The organism is Cupriavidus sp. 10L45, from assembly GCF_056395225.1.
Map to the genome: position 1 here is coordinate 83912 of NZ_JBFTJC010000005.1, position 21634 is coordinate 105545.

The 21634-nt window shown below is 64.0% G+C and carries 20 protein-coding genes and 1 tRNA gene; 20 read left to right on the forward strand and 1 reads right to left on the reverse strand.

The window, feature by feature from the left end:
• A complete protein-coding gene (locus AC1DFU_RS10430; protein WP_092292373.1) occupies nucleotides 1-1539 on the forward strand; it encodes a 2-isopropylmalate synthase in 1539 nt (512 codons plus the stop codon).
• 126 nt (nucleotides 1540-1665) lie between these two features.
• Here AC1DFU_RS10430 and AC1DFU_RS10435 read toward each other — a convergent pair whose 3' ends face one another.
• Nucleotides 1666-2202 carry a hypothetical protein gene (locus AC1DFU_RS10435; protein WP_092292375.1) on the reverse strand — a complete coding sequence of 179 codons (537 nt, stop codon included), beginning with the start codon at nucleotides 2200-2202 and terminating at the stop codon, nucleotides 1666-1668.
• A gap of 155 nt (nucleotides 2203-2357) precedes the next feature.
• On the opposite strand from AC1DFU_RS10435, the gene AC1DFU_RS10440 reads away from it, so the two are divergent.
• From AC1DFU_RS10440 to nuoL, 19 genes are all read left to right on the forward strand, one after another.
• Nucleotides 2358-3650: a branched-chain amino acid ABC transporter substrate-binding protein gene (locus AC1DFU_RS10440; protein WP_441591969.1), complete on the forward strand. Its 1293-nt coding sequence runs from the start codon at nucleotides 2358-2360 to the stop codon at nucleotides 3648-3650.
• Nucleotides 3651-3822: 172 nt separating this feature from the next.
• Nucleotides 3823-4086: a 30S ribosomal protein S15 gene (rpsO, locus tag AC1DFU_RS10445; protein ID WP_092292379.1), complete on the forward strand. Its 264-nt coding sequence runs from the start codon at nucleotides 3823-3825 to the stop codon at nucleotides 4084-4086.
• Nucleotides 4087-4528: 442 nt separating this feature from the next.
• Nucleotides 4529-6691: a polyribonucleotide nucleotidyltransferase gene (gene pnp / locus AC1DFU_RS10450; protein ID WP_441591971.1), complete on the forward strand. Its 2163-nt coding sequence runs from the start codon at nucleotides 4529-4531 to the stop codon at nucleotides 6689-6691.
• A 149-nt stretch (nucleotides 6692-6840) separates the two neighbouring features.
• The gene (locus tag AC1DFU_RS10455) at nucleotides 6841-7845 is read left to right on the forward strand and encodes an NAD(P)H-quinone oxidoreductase (RefSeq protein ID WP_441591973.1); all 1005 of its coding nucleotides are present in this window, start codon (nucleotides 6841-6843) and stop codon (nucleotides 7843-7845) included.
• A gap of 130 nt (nucleotides 7846-7975) precedes the next feature.
• On the forward strand, nucleotides 7976-8713 hold the full coding sequence (gene tpiA, locus AC1DFU_RS10460; protein ID WP_441591975.1) for a triose-phosphate isomerase: 738 nt from the start codon (nucleotides 7976-7978) through the stop codon (nucleotides 8711-8713).
• A gap of 49 nt (nucleotides 8714-8762) precedes the next feature.
• The gene (secG, locus tag AC1DFU_RS10465; protein ID WP_092292387.1) at nucleotides 8763-9128 is read left to right on the forward strand and encodes a preprotein translocase subunit SecG; all 366 of its coding nucleotides are present in this window, start codon (nucleotides 8763-8765) and stop codon (nucleotides 9126-9128) included.
• Between the two features lie 189 nt (nucleotides 9129-9317).
• Nucleotides 9318-9402: transfer RNA gene (locus AC1DFU_RS10470), tRNA-Leu, on the forward strand.
• Between the two features lie 173 nt (nucleotides 9403-9575).
• A complete protein-coding gene (locus AC1DFU_RS10475) occupies nucleotides 9576-9935 on the forward strand; it encodes an NADH-quinone oxidoreductase subunit A (protein WP_092292389.1) in 360 nt (119 codons plus the stop codon).
• A 6-nt stretch (nucleotides 9936-9941) separates the two neighbouring features.
• Nucleotides 9942-10424, forward strand: a complete 483-nt coding sequence (locus AC1DFU_RS10480) for a NuoB/complex I 20 kDa subunit family protein (protein WP_008643342.1) — start codon at nucleotides 9942-9944, stop codon at nucleotides 10422-10424.
• A gap of 1 nt (nucleotide 10425) precedes the next feature.
• Complete coding sequence (locus tag AC1DFU_RS10485) at nucleotides 10426-11028, forward strand: NADH-quinone oxidoreductase subunit C (RefSeq protein ID WP_092292391.1); 603 nt, start codon at nucleotides 10426-10428, stop codon at nucleotides 11026-11028.
• A gap of 10 nt (nucleotides 11029-11038) precedes the next feature.
• Nucleotides 11039-12292: an NADH-quinone oxidoreductase subunit D gene (locus AC1DFU_RS10490; protein ID WP_092292393.1), complete on the forward strand. Its 1254-nt coding sequence runs from the start codon at nucleotides 11039-11041 to the stop codon at nucleotides 12290-12292.
• 225 nt (nucleotides 12293-12517) lie between these two features.
• Nucleotides 12518-13015, forward strand: coding sequence for an NADH-quinone oxidoreductase subunit NuoE (gene nuoE, locus AC1DFU_RS10495; RefSeq protein ID WP_092293283.1), 498 nt, complete (start codon nucleotides 12518-12520; stop codon nucleotides 13013-13015).
• A gap of 1 nt (nucleotide 13016) precedes the next feature.
• Complete coding sequence (gene nuoF / locus AC1DFU_RS10500) at nucleotides 13017-14312, forward strand: NADH-quinone oxidoreductase subunit NuoF (RefSeq protein WP_092292395.1); 1296 nt, start codon at nucleotides 13017-13019, stop codon at nucleotides 14310-14312.
• 12 nt (nucleotides 14313-14324) lie between these two features.
• Nucleotides 14325-16697, forward strand: coding sequence for an NADH-quinone oxidoreductase subunit NuoG (nuoG, locus tag AC1DFU_RS10505; protein ID WP_441591979.1), 2373 nt, complete (start codon nucleotides 14325-14327; stop codon nucleotides 16695-16697).
• An 18-nt stretch (nucleotides 16698-16715) separates the two neighbouring features.
• Entirely contained in the window at nucleotides 16716-17780 is a 1065-nt protein-coding gene (gene nuoH, locus AC1DFU_RS10510) for an NADH-quinone oxidoreductase subunit NuoH (RefSeq protein ID WP_092292399.1), read from the forward strand.
• A gap of 74 nt (nucleotides 17781-17854) precedes the next feature.
• The gene (nuoI, locus tag AC1DFU_RS10515) at nucleotides 17855-18343 is read left to right on the forward strand and encodes an NADH-quinone oxidoreductase subunit NuoI (protein ID WP_177219886.1); all 489 of its coding nucleotides are present in this window, start codon (nucleotides 17855-17857) and stop codon (nucleotides 18341-18343) included.
• 171 nt (nucleotides 18344-18514) lie between these two features.
• Nucleotides 18515-19156, forward strand: a complete 642-nt coding sequence (locus AC1DFU_RS10520) for an NADH-quinone oxidoreductase subunit J (protein ID WP_092292403.1) — start codon at nucleotides 18515-18517, stop codon at nucleotides 19154-19156.
• A 17-nt stretch (nucleotides 19157-19173) separates the two neighbouring features.
• Entirely contained in the window at nucleotides 19174-19479 is a 306-nt protein-coding gene (gene nuoK / locus AC1DFU_RS10525; RefSeq protein WP_029050842.1) for an NADH-quinone oxidoreductase subunit NuoK, read from the forward strand.
• A 55-nt stretch (nucleotides 19480-19534) separates the two neighbouring features.
• Nucleotides 19535-21625 (forward strand): NADH-quinone oxidoreductase subunit L, encoded by a 2091-nt coding sequence (nuoL, locus tag AC1DFU_RS10530; protein WP_092292405.1) that lies wholly within the window; start codon nucleotides 19535-19537, stop codon nucleotides 21623-21625.
• The last annotated feature ends 9 nt before the right edge of the window (nucleotides 21626-21634 follow it).

A 21634-nucleotide genomic window follows, 5' to 3' on the forward strand; every position in this document is an offset into this window, starting at 1 on the left:
ATGTCTGACAAACTCATCATTTTCGATACCACCTTGCGTGACGGCGAGCAGTCGCCCGGCGCCTCGATGACCCGCGAAGAGAAGATTCGCATCGCGCGCCAGCTGGAACGCCTGAGGGTCGATGTGATCGAGGCCGGCTTTGCGGCCAGTTCCAATGGTGACTTCGAAGCCATCCGCTCGATCGCCCAGGTGATCAAGGATTCGACGATCTGCTCGCTGGCCCGCGCCAACGACAAGGACATCGCCCGTGCCGCGGAGGCCCTCAAGCCCGCCAACTCGTTCCGGATCCACACGTTCATCGCCACCTCGGCGCTGCACATGGAGAAGAAGCTGCGCATGACGCCGGACCAGGTGTACGAGCAGGCGCGCCTGGCCGTGCGCTTCGCGCGCCAGTTCACCGACGACATCGAATTTTCGCCAGAAGACGGCAGCCGTTCGGACATGGACTTCCTCTGCCGCGTGCTCGAGGGCGTGATTGCCGAAGGCGCGACCACGATCAACCTGCCCGATACGGTGGGCTACGCGGTGCCGGAAGGCTACGCGGACCTGATCCGCTCGGTGCGCGAGCGCATCCCCAACTCGGACAAGGCTGTCTGGTCGGTGCACTGCCATAACGACCTGGGCATGGCCGTGGCCAACTCGCTGGCCGCCGTGAAACTGGGTGGCGCGCGCCAGATCGAGTGCACGATCAACGGCCTCGGCGAGCGGGCCGGCAACACGAGCCTGGAAGAGGTGGTAATGGCCGTGAAGACGCGCCGCGACTACTTCGATATGGACGTGAACATCGACACCACGCAGATCGTGCCGGCATCCAAGTTGGTATCGCAGATCACCGGTTTCGTGGTGCAGCCGAACAAGGCCGTGGTGGGCGCCAACGCCTTCGCGCATGCCTCCGGCATCCACCAGGATGGCGTGCTCAAGGCGCGTGACACCTACGAGATCATGCGCGCGGAGGACGTGGGCTGGAGCGCCAACAAGATCGTGCTGGGCAAGCTCTCGGGCCGCAATGCGTTCAAGCAGCGCCTGCAGGAGTTGGGCATCGAACTCGAGAGCGAGAGCGAAGTCAACGCCGCCTTCGGCCGCTTCAAGGAACTGGCCGACCAGAAGGCCGAGATCTTCGACGAAGACATCATGGCCATCGTTTCGGATGAGGCGCACGACGTGAACGAGCACTACCGCTTCGTGTCGCTGTCGCAGCGCTCCGAGACCGGCGAGCGCCCGCATGCGCGCGTGGTATTCAATATGGATGGCAGCGAGCAGACCGGCGAAGCCGAGGGCAATGGCCCGGTGGACGCCACCATGCACGCCATCGAAGGCAAGGTCAACAGCGGCGCGGAACTGGTGCTGTACTCGGTGAACGCGATCACCACCGGCACCCAGGCGCAGGGCGAAGTGACCGTGCGCCTGTCGAAGGCCGGCCGCATCGTCAACGGCGTGGGCACCGATCCGGACATCGTCGCGGCATCGGCCAAGGCCTACCTGGCCGCCTTGAACAAGCTGCACGACAAGGCCGTACAGAAGATCAACCCGCAGATCTGATCCCCGATCCGCGTGCCGGCGCCGGGGGCTCACAAGGCCTCCGCGACCATCAACCGCCCGTCAGTCGCCTATCCCGCGACGACGGGCGGTTTTTCGTTGGATTGCGATGTTTGCAAGCGATGCGGGTCAGCGACGATCGGAGCGGTCGTACAGCGGATCGGGCGTGATCTGGGTCTGGCGCAGCACGCCGGCGTCATCGAAATAGAAGTTGAACAGCGAGTACCACTGGTCCTCGTGACGGAACCGGTAGCTCCACACCTCGCGTTTCATCAGCGGAAAGTACTGGTTTGGCTCGCGCGGGGCACCGAAGTGCTCGAGCACGTCTTTCTTGGTCCAGACATTGACCTGCGCCTTGTACAGTTCCGGCGTTCGGAGCATCTGGCGGAAATTCGTCAGATTGCCATTCTTGTCGAAGTCAGCGGCGTACGATTCCTGGCCCAGCGGCTGTTTCGAATAGAACCAGCGCACGGTGCCGTCGTCGAGCTTAAAGATGTCGGTGGGCTTGCCGAAGGTGGCCATCACGGCGCTCTCGGGCTGGCCGACCAGTTTCAGGCCGGTATCGACCGGGGCGAGGGCGGAACAGGCGGCGAGCAGGGCGGCACCCAGGCCCAGGGCCACGGTCTGGGCCAGCCGGCGGCCGGCGAAGCGGAGGGGGGAGGTCATGGGATTTCTCGACTGGCAATCGTACGAATGCTGGAAGTGTAGTCCGCTCGGGCGCTGGTGTGCATCACACGCTGCTTTTTTGGTGGGATTGCCGCCATCGGCCCCACTGCCGTACCATCCACGCCTTTGTTGTGCGATGTAGAACAGGAGTGAGGATGTCCGGAGCGGAAAAAGGGCGGCGGCGCGGCCCGTGGCGTGCATGGCTGGCGGCGACGCTGCTGTGCCTGGCGGGGAGCGGGCATGCCCAGGGCGAGGCTGGCGCGCCGATCCGGCTTGGCATGATCGAGGGGCTGTCCGGCCCGTTCGCCAACGCAGGGGACGCCGTGGCGCGCAACCTGCGCATCGCCATCGACCGCGTGAACGCGCGGGGCGGGGTGAAGACCGCCGAGGGCGCCCGGCCGCTGGAATTGGTCACGTTCGACAGCAAGGGCAATGTCGATGAGAGCCTGATCCAGTTCCGCTCGCTGGTGGACAAGCGCATCCCGTTTGTACTGCAGGGCAACAGCTCGGCCGTGGCCGGGGCGCTCGTGGCGGCGATCAACCGCCACAACATGCGCCAGCCGGACGCACGCGTGCTGTTCCTCAACTACTCGGCCGTCGATCCCGCGCTGACCAACGAGAATTGCAGTTTCTGGCATTTCCGCTTCGACGCGAGTTCGGACATGCGCATGCAGGCGCTGACCGAGGCGATTCGCGGCGAACACGCGGTGCGGAAGGTCTATCTGATCGACCAGGACTACAGCTTCGGCCATCAAGTGGCGAAATCGGCACGTGAGATGCTGGCGGCCAAGCGGCCGGACATCCAGATCGTGGGCGACGAATTCCACCCGATCGGCAAGATCAAGGATTTCGCGCCGTACATCGCCAAGATCAAGGCCAGTGGCGCCGACGCGGTGATCACCGGCAACTGGGGCAACGACCTGACGCTGATGGTCAAGGCCGCGCGCGAGGGTGGGCTGGGCGCCCGCTTCTATACCTTCTATGGCAACGGCCTGGGCGCGCCGGCGGCGATGGGCGATGCCGGCGTGGGCCGTGTGCTGGCGGTGGCCGAATGGCATCCGAACGTGGGCGGCGCGGCGTCCGACGCCTTCTACCAGGCGTTCCGCACCCGCTACCCCGAGCCGCGCGACGACTACGTGCACCTGCGCATGCAGATGATGGTGGAAATGCTGGCGCGGGCCATCACCCAGGCTGGTACCACGGAGGCGGTCAAGGTGGCGCTGGCGCTCGAGAACATGCGCTTCACCAACGATTTCCACGACGCCACCGTGCGCGCGGACGACCACCAGGTGCTGCAACCGCTCTATGTCTCGGTCATGGCGAAGCAGGGCGGGGACGTGCGCTTCGACAACGAAGGCTCTGGCTACGGCTTCCGCACGGTAAAGAAGCTCAAGACGGCCCAGACCACGCTGCCCACCACGTGCCGTATGGAGCGCCCGGCGGGCTGATCAGGCAGGCCGCGGGGATGAATTTCGCCGCGCCGGCAAATTCGGCTATAATCCGCGGCTGTCGTGCAAGGACCCCTGCGCACGGCACATGCCTCAGTCCATACCAGGCTTCAAGGCACGACGCAGGTGGCGCATTCCGCGCTGCAGCGTTCGCAAGTGAAAGGAAAACATCATGGCAATCGCCAACAAGTCCGAAGTTATCAAGCAGTTCGCCCGCGGCACCAACGACACGGGTAGCCCCGAAGTTCAGGTCGCTCTGTTGACCACCCGCATCAACGAACTGACCCCCCACTTCAAGGCCAACATGAAGGATCACCACAGCCGCCGCGGTCTGCTGCGCATGGTGAGCCGTCGTCGCCGCCTGCTGGACTACCTCAAGGCCAACGACGCCGACCGTTACCGCACCCTGATCGAAAAGCTGGGCCTGCGTAAGTAAGGTCTGCGGATGGCAGCACGAATCCTGCACAAGTTGTTCCTGCACGATTTCACGTGAGGCCGCGATGCCTGCGTCAGCTCTGCTGAGGCAGGCATTTTGCTTTTCTGGCCCGGCGGCACACCCGCTGGGTCGGCGTTGATTGTGATGTTTGCTTCACTAAATTGTCCTGGCCAAGCGGCCCGGACGCCCGTTGCGCCAAGACGTGTAACGGAGTAAGTTACCTCGCTCTTTATATTGCTCTGTGACCGGAGTCGGCCAAGGAACCGGGGTTTTGTGTCATTCCATCGCCGCATCGCCAGCCTGGTGGTGCCGCGATGGAATGGCATAGCACTTCCCTGAGACTGCGACCGGCATGAATCCGGCAGTTCGCCTGCCGCTGTGAGCGCAGGCGTCGCGGGACGCGCGTGTGTGCGCCCCGCATGCATGTATCAAGGAAACGCTCATGACCATGTTCAACAAGATCGTCAAGGAATTCCAATGGGGCCAGCATACGGTCCGCATGGAAACCGGCGAAGTCGCCCGCCAGGCTGGCGGCGCCGTGATCGTCGACGTGGAAGACACCGTGGTGCTGGCCACCGTGGTGGCCGCCAAGAGCCCGAAGGCGGGCCAGGACTTCTTCCCGCTGACCGTCGACTACATCGAAAAGACCTACGCTGCCGGCAAGATCCCCGGTGGCTTCTTCAAGCGTGAAGGCCGTCCGTCGGAAAACGAGACGCTGACCTCGCGCCTGATCGACCGTCCGCTGCGCCCGCTGTTCCCGGAAGGCTTCTACAACGAAGTGCAGGTGGTGATCCACGTGCTGTCGATCAACCCGGAAGTGCCGGCCGACATCCCCGCGCTGATCGGCGCGTCCGCCGCGCTGGCCGTGTCGGGCATCCCCTTCAATGGTCCGGTGGGCGCCGCCCGCGTGGGCTACAAGGATGGCCAGTACCTGCTGAACCCGACCCGCTCGCAGATCGCCGCGTCCGACCTGGACCTGGTGGTGGCCGGTACCGAGCGTGCCGTGCTGATGGTGGAATCGGAAGCGCAACAGCTGTCGGAAGAAGTGATGCTGGGCGCCGTGGTGTACGGCCATGAGCAGATGCAGATCGCCATCAACGCGATCCACGACCTGGTGCGCGACGGCGGCAAGCCCGAGTGGGACTGGGCCCCGGCAGCCAAGAACGAGCCGCTGATCGCCAAGGTTGGCGAGATCGGCCTGCCGCTGCTGCAGGAAGCCTACCAGCTGCGCCAGAAGTCGGCCCGCAGCCAGAAGCTGAAGGAAGTCTACGCCTCGGTGACGACTGGTCTGGCCGAAGCTGGCGTGGAAGCCGAGAAGGTGGAAGTCGGCAACATCCTGTTCGACCTCGAAGCGAAGATCGTCCGTGGCCAGATCCTGGCCGGCGAGCCGCGCATCGACGGCCGCGACACGCGCACCGTGCGCCCGATCGAGATCCGCTCGTCGGTGCTGCCGCGCGCGCACGGCTCGGCCCTGTTCACGCGTGGGGAAACCCAGGCGCTGGTGGTGGCCACGCTGGGTACCAAGAGCGACGAGCAGATCATCGACGCGCTGGCTGGCGAATACCGCGACCGCTTCATGCTCCACTACAACATGCCCCCTTTCGCCACTGGCGAGACGGGCCGCGTGGGTAGCCCGAAGCGTCGTGAAATCGGTCACGGCCGTCTGGCCAAGCGCGCGCTGATTCCGGTCCTGCCGAAGGACGACGAGTTCGCGTACACGATCCGCCTGGTGTCGGAAATCACCGAATCGAACGGTTCGTCGTCGATGGCTTCGGTCTGCGGCGGCTGCCTGGCACTGATGGACGCCGGCGTTCCGGTCAAGGCACACGTGGCCGGCGTGGCCATGGGCCTGATCCTCGAAGGCAACAAGTTTGCCGTGCTGACCGACATCCTCGGTGATGAAGATCACCTGGGCGACATGGACTTCAAGGTGGCCGGCACCGACGCGGGCATTACCGCGCTGCAGATGGACATCAAGGTCCAGGGCATCACGAAGGAAATCATGCAGGTGGCGCTGGCGCAAGCCCGCGAAGGCCGCATCCACATCCTGCAGAACATGCAGGGCGCGATGGGCCATGCGCGTACCGAACTGTCCGCACACGCACCGCGCATGATCACGATGAAGATCCATCCGGACAAGATCCGCGAAGTCATCGGCAAGGGCGGCTCGACCATCCAGGCCCTGACCAAGGAAACCGGTACGACCATCGACATCGGCGAAGACGGCACGATCACGATCGCGTCGACCTCGACCGAAGGCATGGCGGAAGCCAAGCGCCGCATCGAGGGCATCACCGCGGAAGCCGAAGTGGGCAAGATCTACGCCGGTACCGTGCTGAAGCTGCTGGACTTCGGCGCCATCGTGAACATCCTGCCGGGCAAGGACGGTCTGCTGCACATCAGCGAGATCGTCAATGAGCGCGTGAAGGACATCAAGGACTGGCTGAAGGAAGGCCAGCAGGTGCGCGTGAAGCTGATCCAGGCCGACGAGAAGGGTCGTCTGCGCCTGTCGTTGAAGGCAGCGCTGGCGGAAGAGGGCGGCAGCATCAGCCCGATCGTCCAGAGCGACGCCCCGGCGGCGCCGGCCTCGCCCGACCAGCAGTAAGCCGGTTCGGCAGTATCCGTAGTCCTCGTAGTACCAAAAAAGCGGCTGGCGATGTCCAGCCGCTTTTTTGTTTACACTGCCGGTCATTCCATGCGGATGGGGTTTGCCCAGGCCGCATGCCACGCACGACACACTGATGAGGAACGATCATGAAAGCCATCGAGATCCGTGAATACGGCGCGCCCGAAGTCCTGCAACTGGCCGAGCGCCCCGATCCGGAGCCGAAGGCGGGCGAAGTCCTGATCCGCGTGGCGGCGGCCGGCATCAATCGTCCCGATGTGTTCCAGCGCACCGGCAACTATCCGGTGCCGCCGGGTGCTTCTGACCTGCCCGGCCTGGAAGTGGCGGGCGTGGTGGTGGGCGGCGACCTGTCGCACGCCGACAATCGCTTCGGCCTGAAGGTGGGCGACCGCGTCTGCGCGCTGGTGCAGGGCGGCGGCTACGCCGAGCTGTGCACGGCCCCGGTGGCGCAATGCCTGCCGGTGCCGGCGGGCCTGTCCGATATCGAAGCCGCCGCGCTGCCCGAGACCTTCTTCACGGTCTGGAGCAATGTGTTCGACCGTGGCCTGCTGGGCCAGGGCCCGCGCGGCAAGGACGAGACGCTGCTGATCCAGGGCGGCTCGAGCGGTATCGGCACGACCGCCATCCAGATCGCCAAGGCGCTCGGCTTCAAGGTCTTCGTGACGGCTGGCAGCGACGAGAAGTGCAAGGCCTGCGAGGACTTGGGCGCCGATCGCGCGATCAACTACAAGACCCAGGACTTCGTGGCCGAGGTCAAGGCGCTGACGGAAGGCAAGGGCGTGGACGTGATCCTCGACATGGTGGCCGGCTCGTACCTGGCGCGCGAGTTGTCGTGCATCGCCGATGACGGCCGCATCGTCATCATCGCCCTGCTGGGCGGCGGCAAGGCCGAGATTCCGCTGGGCGACATCCTGCGCCGCCGGATCACCGTGACGGGCTCGACGCTGCGGCCCCGTCCGTCGTCGTTCAAGGGCAAGATTGCCGAAGCGCTGCACCAGCAGGTGTGGCCGCTGCTGGCGGCCGGCAAGATCAAGCCGGTGATCCACCAGGTCTTCCCGGCCGCGCAGGCTGCCGACGCCCATCGCCTGATGGAGTCGAGCGAGCACATCGGCAAGATCGTGCTGACCTGGTAACGGACGGCCGATCGGCGCGACGGGGCGTCCTGTTGCGCCGGATCGGCGGCGTGTATGCAATTGTCCGCCCGTTGTGGCGGACCCCTTCCGGCCACGCTACAATAGCGGGTTTATTTCAGAGGGGGCGCTTGTGAGACAAAAGCTGGTCATCGGCAACTGGAAGATGCACGGCAGCCTGGCCGCCAATGCGGCGCTGCTCGACGGTATCAAGGCGGCTTCGGCCCGCGCGACGCTGGCTGTTTGCGCACCGTTCCCCTATCTTGCCCAGTGCCAGACGCTGTTGTCGGGCTCGCAAGTGGCCTGGGGTGCCCAGGATGTGTCGGCTGAAGCACGTGGCGCCTTCACGGGCGAGGTCGCGGCATCGATGCTGGCCGAGTTCGGGGTGAGCTACGCGCTGGTCGGCCATTCCGAGCGTCGCACCTATCACGGCGAAACCGACACCACCGTGGCGGCCAAGGCGCTACGGGCGCTCGAATTTGGCATCGTGCCCGTGGTCTGCGTCGGTGAGACGCTGGCCGAGCGCGAGGCCGGGCAGACCGAGGCCGTGGTCGGTCGTCAGTTGCAAGCCGTGCTGGATGCGCTGTCTATCGAGCAGCTGGGTCGGATTGTTCTGGCCTATGAGCCCGTCTGGGCGATCGGCACCGGCAAGACCGCCACCAGCGCCCAGGCGCAAGCCGTGCATGCCGTCCTGCGTGGGCAGGTGGCGGGCAAGGATGCTGGCGTGGCATCGCGCATGGCCATCCTGTACGGCGGTAGCGTGAAGCCGGACAATGCGGCCGAACTGTTTTCCATGTCCGACATCGACGGGGGCCTGATTGGTGGCGCCTCGCTGAAGGCGGATGATTTCCTCGCGATCGGCAACGCCTGATGCCGGTTCCGATCGTCTGATCAGGCAAGTTCGAAACGAATTCAACCAAATGGCAATCTTCAAGACTTTGTTGGTAATCGTGCAGGTCCTGTCCGCGCTGGGCGTGATCGCACTGGTCCTGCTGCAGCACGGCAAGGGCGCCGATGTCGGTGCGGCGTTCGGCTCCGGTGCGTCGGGCAGCCTGTTCGGCGCCTCGGGCTCCGCGAACTTCCTGTCGCGTACCACGGCCGTGCTCGCATCGTTGTTCTTTGTCTGCACGCTGGGCTTGACGCTGCTGGGCAACTACAAGCCCAGCGCTTCGCTGGGCGTGATGGGCGCCGCGCAACAGCCCACGCCGGCCTCCGCGCCGGCTGGTGCATCGGCGCCCGCGGCCGCTGCGGCCTCGGCTCCGGCAGGTCCTGCTGTACCGAAATAATCCGCCTGTGTTCTGGCTGATTCCTGAGTTTTTTTAAAGTTGTGCGTTGAACAATTCAGGGATCTTGGGTTAGAATGCAAGGCTTGAAACGATTCCCCAGCGACGGGGCCCAAAGCGGAAGAAAGCTTCTTCCACGCAGGCTCCGGAGGGTGTAAAAACCCGGCGCAAGGCAATATTGTTTCTCCCCCAGCCGACGTGGTGAAATTGGTAGACACGCTATCTTGAGGGGGTAGTGGCGAAAGCTGTGCGAGTTCGAGTCTCGCCGTCGGCACCAAACAACTTGATCGGCGTCCGTCCGGAGCCGGCCCTCGGGCCATGCTTTGGATTGCGGCGCCGGCAGTCCGCAAGGCGGCGCCGTAGCTAAGACGGGATGGCGCTTGGGGTGGGCAACAGGACGCCGCTTCAGCTGGTGCTGTTGACAACATTCCAGATAAGGCTGGCCGTATCTTGACTCTCGAAGCCTACTTCCCCGTCCTCATCTTCATCCTCTTTGGCGTCGTGCTCGGTGTGGCACTGATGTCCATTGGTCGGATACTCGGTCCCAACAATCCTGATACCGCGAAGCTGTCGCCCTACGAGTGCGGCTTCGAAGCGTTCGAGGACGCGCGCATGAAGTTCGACGTGCGCTACTACCTCATCGCCATCCTCTTTATCCTGTTCGATCTCGAAACTGCCTTCCTGTTTCCGTGGGGTGTCGCCCTCAAGGAAATCGGTTGGCCGGGATTCATCGCCATGGGCGTGTTTCTGCTGGAATTCATCGTGGGCTTCGTCTACATCTGGAAAAAGGGCGCGCTCGATTGGGAGTGATGTGAAATGGCAATCGAAGGCGTTCTCAACGAAGGTTTTGTCACGACTACCGCTGACAAGCTGATCAACTGGACCCGCACGGGCTCGCTCTGGCCGATGACGTTCGGCCTGGCCTGCTGTGCCGTGGAAATGATGCATGCCGGCGCCGCGCGCTACGACATGGACCGGTTCGGCGTGATTTTCCGCCCGTCGCCGCGTCAGTCGGACGTGATGATCGTGGCCGGCACGCTGTGCAACAAGATGGCCCCCGCGCTCCGCAAGGTCTACGACCAGATGGCCGAGCCGCGTTGGGTGATCTCGATGGGCTCGTGCGCCAATGGCGGCGGCTACTACCACTACTCGTATTCGGTGGTGCGTGGCTGCGACCGCATCGTGCCGGTCGACATCTATGTTCCGGGCTGCCCGCCGACGGCGGAAGCGCTGATCTACGGCGTGATCCAGCTCCAGAACAAGATCAAGCGTACCAACACCATTGCGCGCAAGGGCTGACATGGCGAATAACCTGGACACCCTCAAGGCCGCGCTCGAAAAGGTTCTCGGCAAGCGCGTGCAGAGCCTGGTCGAAGCGGTTGGCGAACTGACGCTGATCGTCAAGGCCGACGACTACCTCGACGTGGCCCGCCTGCTGCGCGACGAACCGTCGCTGCGCTTCGAGCAGCTGCTGGATATCTGCGGCGTCGACTATTCCGATTACGCCGATGGCGCCTGGGACGGCCTGCGCTTCGCGGCCGTGTCGCACCTAATCTCGATCACGCACAACTGGCGCCTGCGCCTGCGCGTGTTCGCGCCGGATGACGACCTGCCCGTGGTGCCGTCGCTGATCGACGTGTGGAACTCGGCCAACTGGTTCGAGCGCGAAGCCTTCGATTTCTACGGCATCGTGTTCGAAGGCCATCCGGACCTACGCCGCATCCTGACCGACTATGGTTTCGTCGGCCACCCGTTCCGCAAGGATTTCCCGGTTTCTGGTTTCGTAGAAATGCGCTACGACCCGGAACAGAAGCGGGTGATCTACCAGCCGGTGACGATCGAGCCGCGCGAAGTCACGCCTCGCGTGATTCGCGAGGAAAACTACGGCGGCGTGCAGCACTGAGATCGACGTCATGGCAGATATCAAGAACTACACCCTGAACTTCGGCCCGCAACACCCGGCAGCGCACGGCGTGCTGCGCCTGGTGCTCGAGCTGGACGGCGAAGTCATCCAGCGTGCCGACCCCCACATCGGCCTGCTGCACCGTGCCACCGAGAAGCTGGCCGAACAGAAGACCTGGATCCAGAGCGTGCCGTACATGGACCGTCTCGACTACGTGTCGATGATGGTCAACGAACACGCCTACGTGATGGCCATCGAGCGCCTGCTGGGCCTCGAGGTGCCGGTGCGTGCGCAGTACATCCGCGTGATGTTCGACGAAATCACCCGCCTGCTGAACCACCTGATGTGGATCGGCTCGCACGCGCTCGACGTGGGCGCGATGGCGGTGTTCCTCTACGCGTTCCGTGAGCGCGAGGACATGTTCGACATGTACGAGGCGGTGTCGGGCGCGCGGATGCACGCGGCCTACTACCGTCCGGGGGGCGTCTACCGCGACCTGCCTGACACGATGCCGCAATACCGGGCGTCGAAGATCCACAACGAGCGTGCCATCAAGGTGATGAACGAAGCCCGTTCGGGCTCGCTGCTGGACTTCATCGAGGACTTCACGAATCGTTTTCCGACGTACGTGGATGAATATGAGACGCTTCTGACCGATAACCGTATCTGGAAGCAGCGTCTGGTGGACATCGGCGTGGTCAGCCCGGAGCGGGCACTGCAGATGGGCTTTACCGGCCCGATGCTGCGCGGCTCGGGCATCGAGTGGGATCTGCGCAAGAAGCAGCCCTACGAGGTGTACGACCAGCTCGACTTCGACATCCCCATTGGCACCGGCGGCGACTGCTACGCGCGCTACCTGGTGCGCGTGGAAGAGATGCGCCAGTCGAACCGGATCATCAAGCAGTGCGTGGACTGGCTGCGCCGCAACCCGGGCCCGGTGATCACCGAGAACCACAAGGTGGCGCCGCCCTCGCGCGTGGACATGAAGTCCAACATGGAAGAGCTGATCCACCACTTCAAGCTGTTCACCGAAGGCATTCACGTGCCGGCTGGCGAGGCTTACGCGGCGGTGGAGCACCCGAAGGGCGAGTTCGGTATCTATGCGATCTCGGACGGCGCGAACAAGCCGTACCGTCTGAAGATCCGTGCACCTGGCTTTGCCCACCTGGCCGCGCTGGACGAAATGGCCAGGGGACACATGATCGCCGATGCCGTGACGATCATCGGGACGCAGGACATCGTGTTCGGCGAGATCGACCGCTAAGTCGATCGAGAATCCGGAGACGGGGAGTCTCCACCCAGGCGTAAAGGCCGTCACCCGGACGACGATTCGGGTTCATGCGGCCGGCCCCGCGAGTGACGGGGGCGGCAGGCGATGCCTGCGACGGACCGGCGAGGCGCAGAGCGACCTGGCCGGCGGAACATGGCAGCGACGGCTGCAAACCAGCGGAGGCCGCGAGCCGGCGTCCGCCGTATTACTGCAATGACCATGCTATCAGCAGAAGCTCTCAAGGAAATCGATCGCGCGATCGCGAAGTATCCGACCGACCAGAAACAGTCGGCCGTGATGGCGGCACTCGCCGTGGCACAGGGCGAGGTGGGCTGGGTTTCCCCCGAAGTCATGCAGTTCGTCGCCAGCTACCTCGACATGCCGCCCGTGTGGGTGGAAGAGGTGGCCACGTTCTACAACATGTATGACACCAAGCCGGTGGGCAAGTACAAGCTCACCGTCTGCACCAACCTGCCGTGCGCACTGTCCGGCGGCGACCGCGCGGGCGACTACCTGAAGCGCAAGCTCGGCATCGACTATAACGAGACCACCGCCGACGGCTGCTTCACCCTGAAAGAGGGTGAATGCATGGGCGCTTGCGGCGATGCACCGGTGATGATCGTGAACAACACCCGTATGTGCAGCTTCATGAGCAATGACAAGCTCGACGCGCTGGTCGACGAGCTGAAGACCGAAGCTGCCAAGGGAGCCAAGTAACATGACCTCTCTGCACGACCGTCACATCAAGCCGCTGATCCTGGCCGGCCTGGACGGCAAGAACTGGCACCTCGAAGACTACGTCAAGCGCGGCGGCTACAAGCAGCTGCGCCGGATCCTGACCGAGAAGATTCCGCCCGAGCAGGTGATTGCGGACGTCAAGGCGTCTGGCCTGCGCGGCCGTGGCGGCGCTGGCTTCCCCACGGGCCTGAAGTGGAGCTTCATGCCGCGTGCGTTCCCGGGCCAGAAGTACCTGGTCTGCAATACGGACGAGGGCGAGCCGGGCACGTTCAAGGACCGCGACATCATCCGCTACAACCCGCATTCGCTGATCGAGGGCATGGCCATCGGCGCGTATGCGATGGGCATCACCGTGGGTTACAACTACATCCACGGCGAGATCTGGAACGAGTACAAGATCTTCGAGGAAGCCCTCGAGGAAGCGCGTGCGGCCGGGTTCCTCGGCGACAAGATCATGGGCTCGGACTTCGACTTCCAGCTCCATGCGCACCATGGCTACGGCGCCTACATCTGCGGCGAGGAAACGGCGCTGCTGGAGTCGCTCGAAGGCAAAAAGGGCCAGCCGCGCTTCAAGCCGCCTTTCCCGGCGAGCTTCGGCCTGTACGGCAAGCCGACCACGATCAACAACACCGAGACGTTTGCCGCGGTGCCCTTCCTGCTGGAAGTGGGCCCGGAAAACTATCTCAAGCTGGGCAAGCCGAACAACGGCGGCACCAAGATCTTCTCGATCTCGGGTGACATCGAGCGTCCGGGCAACTACGAGATCCCGCTGGGCACGCCGTTCTCGACGCTGCTCGAGCTGGCTGGCGGCATGCGCGGTGGCAAGCGCATCAAGGCAGTGATTCCGGGCGGCTCGTCCGCTCCGGTGGTGCCGGGCGACCTGATGATGGCGTCGGACATGGACTACGACTCGATCGCCAAGGCCGGCTCGATGCTGGGCTCGGGCGCCGTGATCGTCATGGACGAAACGCGCTGCATGGTGCGCTCGCTGCTGCGCCTGTCGTATTTCTACTTTGAAGAATCGTGCGGCCAGTGCACGCCGTGCCGCGAAGGCACCGGCTGGCTCTATCGCATGGTCAATCGCATTGAACACGGAGAAGGGCGCCAGGAAGACCTGGACCTGCTCAACAACGTCGCGGAAAACATCATGGGGCGCACGATCTGCGCGCTCGGCGATGCAGCGGCGATGCCGGTACGCGGCATGCTCAAGCACTACTGGAAAGAGTTCGAGTATCACGTCGAACACAAGCAGTGCATGGTCCCGGCCCATTCTTAAGCGTGGCAGAACATGGTTGAACTCGAGATCGACGGCAAGAAGGTAGAGGTTGCGGAAGGCAGCCTCGTGATGGAAGCCGCCCGCAAGCTGGGCACTTACATCCCGCATTTCTGCTACCACCGCAAACTCTCCATCGCGGCGAACTGCCGCATGTGCCTGGTGGAAGTGGAGAAGGCGCCCAAGGCGCTGCCCGCCTGCGCCACGCCGGTGACGCCCGGCATGAAGGTCTTCACGAACTCTGAAAAGGCCGTCAAGGCCCAGAAGTCCGTGATGGAATTCCTGCTGATCAACCACCCGCTCGACTGCCCGATCTGCGATCAGGGCGGCGAATGCCAGCTCCAGGATCTGGCGGTGGGCTACGGTGCGTCGGAGTCGCGCTACAAGGAAGAGAAGCGCGTGGTGTTCCACAAGAATGTGGGCCCGCTGATCTCCATGGAGGAGATGACCCGCTGCATCCACTGCACCCGTTGCGTGCGCTTCGGCCAGGAAGTGGCCGGCGTGATGGAACTGGGCATGCTGAACCGTGGCGAGCACTCGGAAATCACGACCTTCGTCGGCCAGACCGTGGATTCGGAACTGTCCGGCAACATGATCGACCTGTGCCCGGTTGGCGCGCTGACGAGCAAGCCGTTCCGCTACTCGGCCCGTACGTGGGAACTGGCGCGCCGCAAGTCGGTGTCGCCGCACGATGGCCTGGGCGCGAACCTCGTGATCCAGACCAAGAACCAGCGCGTCATGCGCGTGCTGCCGCTGGAAAACGAAGAGATCAACGAGTGCTGGCTGTCGGACAAGGACCGCTTCGCCTATGAAGGCCTGAACAGCCCGGACCGCCTGGTGCGTCCGCTGCTGAAGCAGGGTGGCGAATGGATGGAAACCGACTGGCAGACCGCGCTGGAATACGTGGCTAACGGCCTCGCGAGCATCAAGCGCGACCATGGCGCCGACCAGATCGCCGCGCTGGCCAGCCCGCACAGCACGCTCGAAGAGCTGTACCTGCTCGGCAAGCTGGTGCGCGGCCTCGGCAGCGACAACATCGACTTCCGCCTGCGCCAGACCGATTTCTCGGCAGCCCTGAAGGGCACGCCGTGGCTCGGCATGCCGGTGGCCGACGTGACCACGCTGCAACGCGTGCTCGTGATTGGTTCGTCGTTGCGCAAGGATCACCCGCTGCTGGCCTCGCGTCTGCGTCAGGCTGGCAAGAAGGGCGCTCGCTTGACGGTGCTGGGCGCTGGCGGTGAAGACCTGCTGATGCCGGCAACGCGCATCGACGTGGCCCCGTCCGCCTGGACCGCCGCCCTGGCCGGTGTGGCCCGTGCCGTGGCGTCTGCCAAGGGCGTGGCGGCTCCCGCCGGTACCGATGGTTTCGATGGCGGCGACGCCGCGGCCAAGCTGGCCGAAGCGCTGCTGTCCGGCGAACGCCGCGCGGTGTTCCTCGGCAACGAGGCCGTGCGCCACCCGCAATTCTCGGCGCTGCACGCGCTGGCACAGTGGATCGCCACGGAAACGGGCGCGACGCTGGGCTTCCTGACCGAAGCGGCCAACACCGTCGGCGGCTACATCGCCGGCGCGCTGCCGCAGCAAGGCGGTGCCAATGCACAGGCGATGCTCGACACGCCGCGCAAGGCCTATATCGTACTGAACGCCGAGCCCGAGTTCGACACCGCCGACGCCCGCAAGGCGCTGGCTGCGCTAAACCAGGCCGGTACGGTCGTGGTGCTGTCGCCGTTCCGCTCGGAAGCGGCCATGCAGTACGCCGACGTGATCCTGCCGGTGACGCCGTTCACGGAAACCGCCGGTACCTTCGTCAATGCCGAAGGCACGCCGCAGAGCTTCAACGGCGTGGTGCGCGCACTGGGCGAATCGCGTCCGGGCTGGAAGGTGCTGCGCGTGCTGGGCAACCTGCTGGACGTGCCGGGCTTCGACTTCGACACGGCGGAAGCCGTGCGCGAGGAAGTGCTGGCCAAGCCGGTGGCGCCGCAACTGAATAACACCACCGATGCCCCGATCCGCGTGACGGCAGCTGCCGCCAACGGTATCGAGCGCATTGCCGATGTACCGATCTACCACGCCGACCCGATCGTGCGCCGTGCCGACTCGCTGCAGCTGACCGCGGCTGCGCGCCGTGCAATGCAGGTGGCGCTGTCGTCGGACCTGTTCGACAAGCTGGGCGTGCAGGTGGGCGACCCGGTGCGCGTGACGCAGGGCGAGGGTAGCGTGGTGCTGCCGGCCGCACTGGAAATCACGCTGCCGGCCAACACCGTGCGCGTGCCGGCCGCTACCGTGGCCGCCGCGACGCTGGGTGCGCTGTACGGTAACGTCACCGTCGAGAAAGCCATCGAGCTGCCGGGCCAGCAGGCCACGGCAACGCCGGCGGCCACCGCATAAGAAGAGCGAGAACGCAACATGATCGATTGGATTACCTCGCAAGGCCAGGCCGTGTTCGGTGGCGCGTGGACGCCGCTGTGGATTCTCATCCGCGCGGTGGTCATCGTGGTCCCGCTGCTGCTGTGCGTGGCCTACCTGATTCTCTGGGAGCGCAAGCTGATTGGCTGGATGCACGTGCGGATCGGTCCGAACCGCGTGGGCCCGCTCGGCCTGCTGCAGCCGATTGCCGACGTGCTGAAGCTGCTGCTCAAGGAAGTCATGATGCCGTCGCAGGTCAGCCGGGGCATGTACCTGGTGGCCCCGCTGATGGTGCTGATGCCGGCCGTGGCGATCTGGGCGGTGATCCCGTTCCAGGCCGAGGTGGTGATGGCCGACGTGAACGCCGGCCTGCTCTATGTGATGGCGATCAGCTCGGTGGGCGTCTATGGCGTGATCCTGGCCGGTTGGGCCTCGAACTCGAAGTATGCGTTCATCGGCGGGATGCGCGCCGCTGCGCAGATGGTGTCGTATGAAATCGCCATGGGCTTCGCGCTCGTGACGGTGCTGATGGTGTCGGGCAGCCTGAACCTGTCGGCCATCGTGAACAGCCAGAACACCGGCTACTTCGCCAACATGGGCATCAACGTGCTCTCGTGGAACTGGTTGCCGCTGCTGCCGATGTTCGGCGTCTACTTCATCTCGGGCGTGGCGGAAACAAACCGTCACCCGTTCGACGTGGTGGAAGGCGAATCGGAAATCGTCGCCGGCCACATGATCGAATACTCGGGCATGGGCTTCGCGCTGTTCTTCCTGGCCGAATACATCAACATGATCGTCATCTCGACGATGACCGCGCTGATGTTCCTTGGCGGCTGGGCGCCCCCGTTCTCGAGCGCGCTGACCAACTGGATTCCGGGCTTCTTCTGGCTGCTGATCAAGGTTTTCCTGCTGCTGTCGGTATTCATCTGGATCCGTGCATCGTTCCCGCGCTACCGCTATGACCAGATCATGCGCCTGGGTTGGAAGATCTTCATTCCGCTGACCGTAGGCTGGCTGATCATCGTGGCGATCTGGATCAAGTCGCCGTGGAACATCTGGCACTGATGTGCCCGGCGACGGCGCGCTGCTGCAAGTGGCAGGGCGCGCCGCGCGGAAATAATTAGGAAGCAATCGTCATGCTGCTCGCCATCAAGGACTTCTTCAACAGCCTGCTCCTGAAGGAACTCTTCAAGGGCATGGCGCTGACCGGCCGCTATCTCTTCGCGCGCAAGATCACCGTCCAGTTCCCGGAAGAGAAAACGCCGATGTCGCCGCGTTTCCGCGGTCTGCACGCGCTGCGTCGCTACCCGAACGGGGAAGAGCGTTGCATCGCCTGCAAGCTGTGCGAAGCGGTGTGCCCGGCCGTGGCCATCTCGATCGAGTCGGACCAGCGTACGGACGGCACGCGCCGCACCACGCGTTACGACATCGACCTGACCAAGTGCATTTTCTGCGGCTTCTGCGAGGAAGCCTGCCCGGTCGACGCGATCGTCGAGACGCACATTCTCGAGTATCACGGCGAGAAGCGCGGCGACCTGTACTTCACGAAGGACATGCTGCTGGCCGTGGGCGACCGCTACGAGCCGCAGATTGCCGCGAGCAAGGCTGCGGACGCCAAGTACCGCTAAGCAGGTCAGCCTCGCTGAACAGGGCGGGCGCCGGAAGCGGCACCCGGACCTGAAGTGAATTTGAATTTGAATCGGCCCTGAACAGGGGCCACCAGAAGGATGCCGCGCACGGCGCGGGCCACCCCGGGGGTGGTTCGTGCCGCGCGGCCCAAAGAGGATCCGATAGGGACCATGGAACTCACGACCGCCATCTTCTACGTCTTTGCGCTGGTGCTGGTGCTCTCTGCACTGAAAGTCATCACGGCAAAGAACCCGGTGCATTCCGCACTGTTCCTCGTCCTGGCGTTCTTCACCGCCGCGGCGATCTGGATGATCCTGAAGGCGGAGTTCCTCGCCATCCTGCTCGTGCTCGTCTACGTGGGCGCCGTGATGGTGCTGTTCCTGTTCGTGGTGATGATGATCGATATCGATATCGAGCACCTGCGCCGCGACTTCTGGACCTACGTGCCGCTGGCCTCGGTGGTGGGCGCGCTGATCATCGCCGAAATGGCGATCGTGCTGGTGCGCAACTTCATCGGCACCACGGCCGCCGCGCTGCCGCCCGGCTCGCAGGACCCGAACTACTCGAACACCGGCGCGCTCGGCAAGCTGATCTACACCGACTACATCTTCGCGTTCGAAGTGGCCGGCATCATCCTGCTCGTGGCCATCGTCGCCGCCGTGGCGCTGACGCTGCGCCGCCGCAAGGACGTCAAGGCACAGGATGTGTCGAACCAGCTGCGTACCCGCCGCGACGACCGCGTGCGCCTGGTGAACATGCCGGCCGAGGGCCGGGCCGGAGCGGATGCGAACGCAGCCGCCAATAAGAACTAAGCCCGGAGAATAACGCTGTGCTCTCTCTCGCCCACTTCCTCGTGCTCGGTGCGATCCTGTTCGCAATCAGCATCGTTGGCATCTTCCTGAACCGCAAGAACGTAATCGTGCTGCTGATGGCGCTCGAGTTGATGCTGCTTGCGGTCAATATGAACTTCGTCGCCTTCTCGCACTATATGGGCGACCTGGCCGGACAGGTTTTCGTTTTCTTCATCCTTACGGTGGCCGCTGCCGAGTCGGCAATCGGTCTGGCAATCCTGGTCGTGCTGTTCCGTAACCTGGACACGATCAACGTGGATGACATGGATACGCTCAAGGGCTGATCCATGACCTCCATGACCCAAGACTGCTCCCCGACCGCACACCAATAAGCGTCCTATGGCAACCACGCTCAACCCCAACCTGCTGCTGGCGATTCCGCTGGCGCCGCTCGCCGGCGCCGCGATAGCCGGCCTGTTCGGCACCAAGTTCTTCGGCACGTTCTCCTCGGACACGCGCGGCGGCCGCATCGTGGCCCATACCGCCACGATCCTCGGTGTGGCCATCGCCTTCATCCTCTCGCTGCTGGTGCTGCGCGACGTGTTGGACGGCGCCGGCTACAACGGCACTGTCTACGAGTGGATGGCCATCGGCAGCCTGAAGATGGAAGTCGGCTTCCTGGTGGATTCGCTGACCGCGATGATGATGGTCGTCGTGACCTTTGTGTCGCTGATGGTGCACATCTACACCGTCGGCTACATGCAGGGCGACGACGGCTACAACCGATTCTTCGCCTACATCTCGCTGTTCACCTTCTCGATGCTGATGCTGGTGATGAGCAACAACTTCCTGCAGCTGTTCTTCGGCTGGGAAGCGGTGGGCCTCGTCTCGTACCTGCTGATCGGCTTCTGGTACACGCGCCCGACGGCCATCTTCGCCAATATGAAGGCGTTCCTGGTCAACCGCGTGGGCGACTTCGGTTTCATCCTCGGCATCGGTCTGCTGCTGGCCTACAGCGGCAGCATGGATTACAGCGCCGTGTTCGCCAAGCGCGAGGCACTGGCCGCCGTGACCTTCCCGGGCACCGACTGGATGATGCTGACCGTGGCCTGCATCTGCCTGTTCATCGGCGCGATGGGCAAGTCGGCGCAGTTCCCGCTGCACGTGTGGCTGCCTGACTCGATGGAAGGCCCGACCCCGATCTCGGCACTGATTCACGCGGCAACCATGGTGACCGCCGGCATCTTCATGGTGGCGCGCATGTCGCCGCTGTTCGAACTGTCGGATACCGCGCTGTCCTTCGTGCTGGTGATCGGCGCGATCACCGCGCTGTTCATGGGCTTCCTGGGCATCATCCAGAACGACATCAAGCGCGTGGTGGCGTACTCCACGCTGTCGCAGCTGGGCTACATGACCGTGGCGCTGGGCGCTTCCGCCTACTCGGTGGCGGTGTTCCACCTGATGACGCACGCGTTCTTCAAGGCACTGCTGTTCCTTGGCGCCGGCTCGGTCATCATCGGCATGCACCACGACCAGGACATCCGCAACATGGGCGGCCTGCGCAAGTACATGCCGATCACCTGGATCACGTCGCTGGTGGGCTCGCTGGCCCTGATCGGCACGCCGTTCTTCGCGGGCTTCTATTCGAAGGACTCGATCATCGAGGCCGTCGCCGAGTCGCATATCGCCGGTTCGGGCTTTGCGTACTTCGCGGTGCTGGCCGGTGTGTTCGTGACCGCCTTCTACTCGTTCCGCATGTACTTCCTGGTGTTCCACGGTGAAGAGCGCTTCGGCAAGGCCCACGCGCACGATCACCACGATCATCACGAGGAAGAAGAAGAATCGCACGGTGACGACCATCACCATGGTCTGGCACCGGGCGAGAAGCCGCACGAGTCGCCGTGGGTGGTGACGCTGCCGCTGGTGCTGCTGGCCATTCCGTCGGTCATCATCGGCGCCATCGCCATCGAGCCGATGCTGTTCGGCGAGTTCTTCAAGCACGGCGTCGCGTTCAAGGACGTGATCTTCGTGGGCGAGAACCACCATGCGATGGAAGAGCTGCGCGAAGCGTTCCACGGCTGGGTGCCGATGGCGATCCACTCGCTGACGACCCCGGTGCTGTGGCTGGCCATCGCTGGCGTGGTGCTGTCGTGGTTCTTCTACATGAAGCGCCCGGACATTCCGGCCGCGATCCAGCAACGCTTCTCGGGCCTCTACAAGCTGCTCGACAACAAGTACTACATGGACGCGTTCAACCAGGCGGTGTTCGCACGTGGTGCGCGCCTGCTGGGTACCGGCCTGTGGAAGGGCGGCGACCAGGGCCTGATCGATGGCCTGTTCGTCAACGGTTCGGCCCGTGTGGTGGCGTCTTTCGCTGCCGCCAGCCGCTACCTGCAGTCCGGCTACATCTACCATTACGCATTCGCGATGATCCTCGGCATGCTGGTGCTCCTGACGCTGACGATCACTGGCGTGATAGGCACCAAGTGATAGGCACCA

Bases quoted from the DNA above. Each gene is read 5' to 3' on its own strand.
- AC1DFU_RS10430 (WP_092292373.1), top strand. From the start codon at position 1: ATGTCTGACAAACTCATCATTTTCGATACCACCTTGCGTGACGGCGAG.
- pnp (WP_441591971.1), top strand. From the start codon at position 4,529: ATGACCATGTTCAACAAGATCGTCAAGGAATTCCAATGGGGCCAGCAT.
- nuoF (WP_092292395.1), top strand. From the start codon at position 13,017: ATGACCTCTCTGCACGACCGTCACATCAAGCCGCTGATCCTGGCCGGC.
- nuoL (WP_092292405.1), top strand. From the start codon at position 19,535: ATGGCAACCACGCTCAACCCCAACCTGCTGCTGGCGATTCCGCTGGCG.
- AC1DFU_RS10440 (WP_441591969.1), top strand. From the start codon at position 2,358: ATGTCCGGAGCGGAAAAAGGGCGGCGGCGCGGCCCGTGGCGTGCATGG.
- AC1DFU_RS10455 (WP_441591973.1), top strand. From the start codon at position 6,841: ATGAAAGCCATCGAGATCCGTGAATACGGCGCGCCCGAAGTCCTGCAA.
- AC1DFU_RS10485 (WP_092292391.1), top strand. From the start codon at position 10,426: ATGGCGAATAACCTGGACACCCTCAAGGCCGCGCTCGAAAAGGTTCTC.
- nuoE (WP_092293283.1), top strand. From the start codon at position 12,518: ATGCTATCAGCAGAAGCTCTCAAGGAAATCGATCGCGCGATCGCGAAG.
- AC1DFU_RS10480 (WP_008643342.1), top strand. From the start codon at position 9,942: ATGGCAATCGAAGGCGTTCTCAACGAAGGTTTTGTCACGACTACCGCT.
- AC1DFU_RS10490 (WP_092292393.1), top strand. From the start codon at position 11,039: ATGGCAGATATCAAGAACTACACCCTGAACTTCGGCCCGCAACACCCG.
- nuoG (WP_441591979.1), top strand. From the start codon at position 14,325: ATGGTTGAACTCGAGATCGACGGCAAGAAGGTAGAGGTTGCGGAAGGC.
- AC1DFU_RS10435 (WP_092292375.1), bottom strand. From the start codon at position 2,202: ATGACCTCCCCCCTCCGCTTCGCCGGCCGCCGGCTGGCCCAGACCGTG.
- nuoH (WP_092292399.1), top strand. From the start codon at position 16,716: ATGATCGATTGGATTACCTCGCAAGGCCAGGCCGTGTTCGGTGGCGCG.
- secG (WP_092292387.1), top strand. From the start codon at position 8,763: ATGGCAATCTTCAAGACTTTGTTGGTAATCGTGCAGGTCCTGTCCGCG.
- rpsO (WP_092292379.1), top strand. From the start codon at position 3,823: ATGGCAATCGCCAACAAGTCCGAAGTTATCAAGCAGTTCGCCCGCGGC.
- AC1DFU_RS10520 (WP_092292403.1), top strand. From the start codon at position 18,515: ATGGAACTCACGACCGCCATCTTCTACGTCTTTGCGCTGGTGCTGGTG.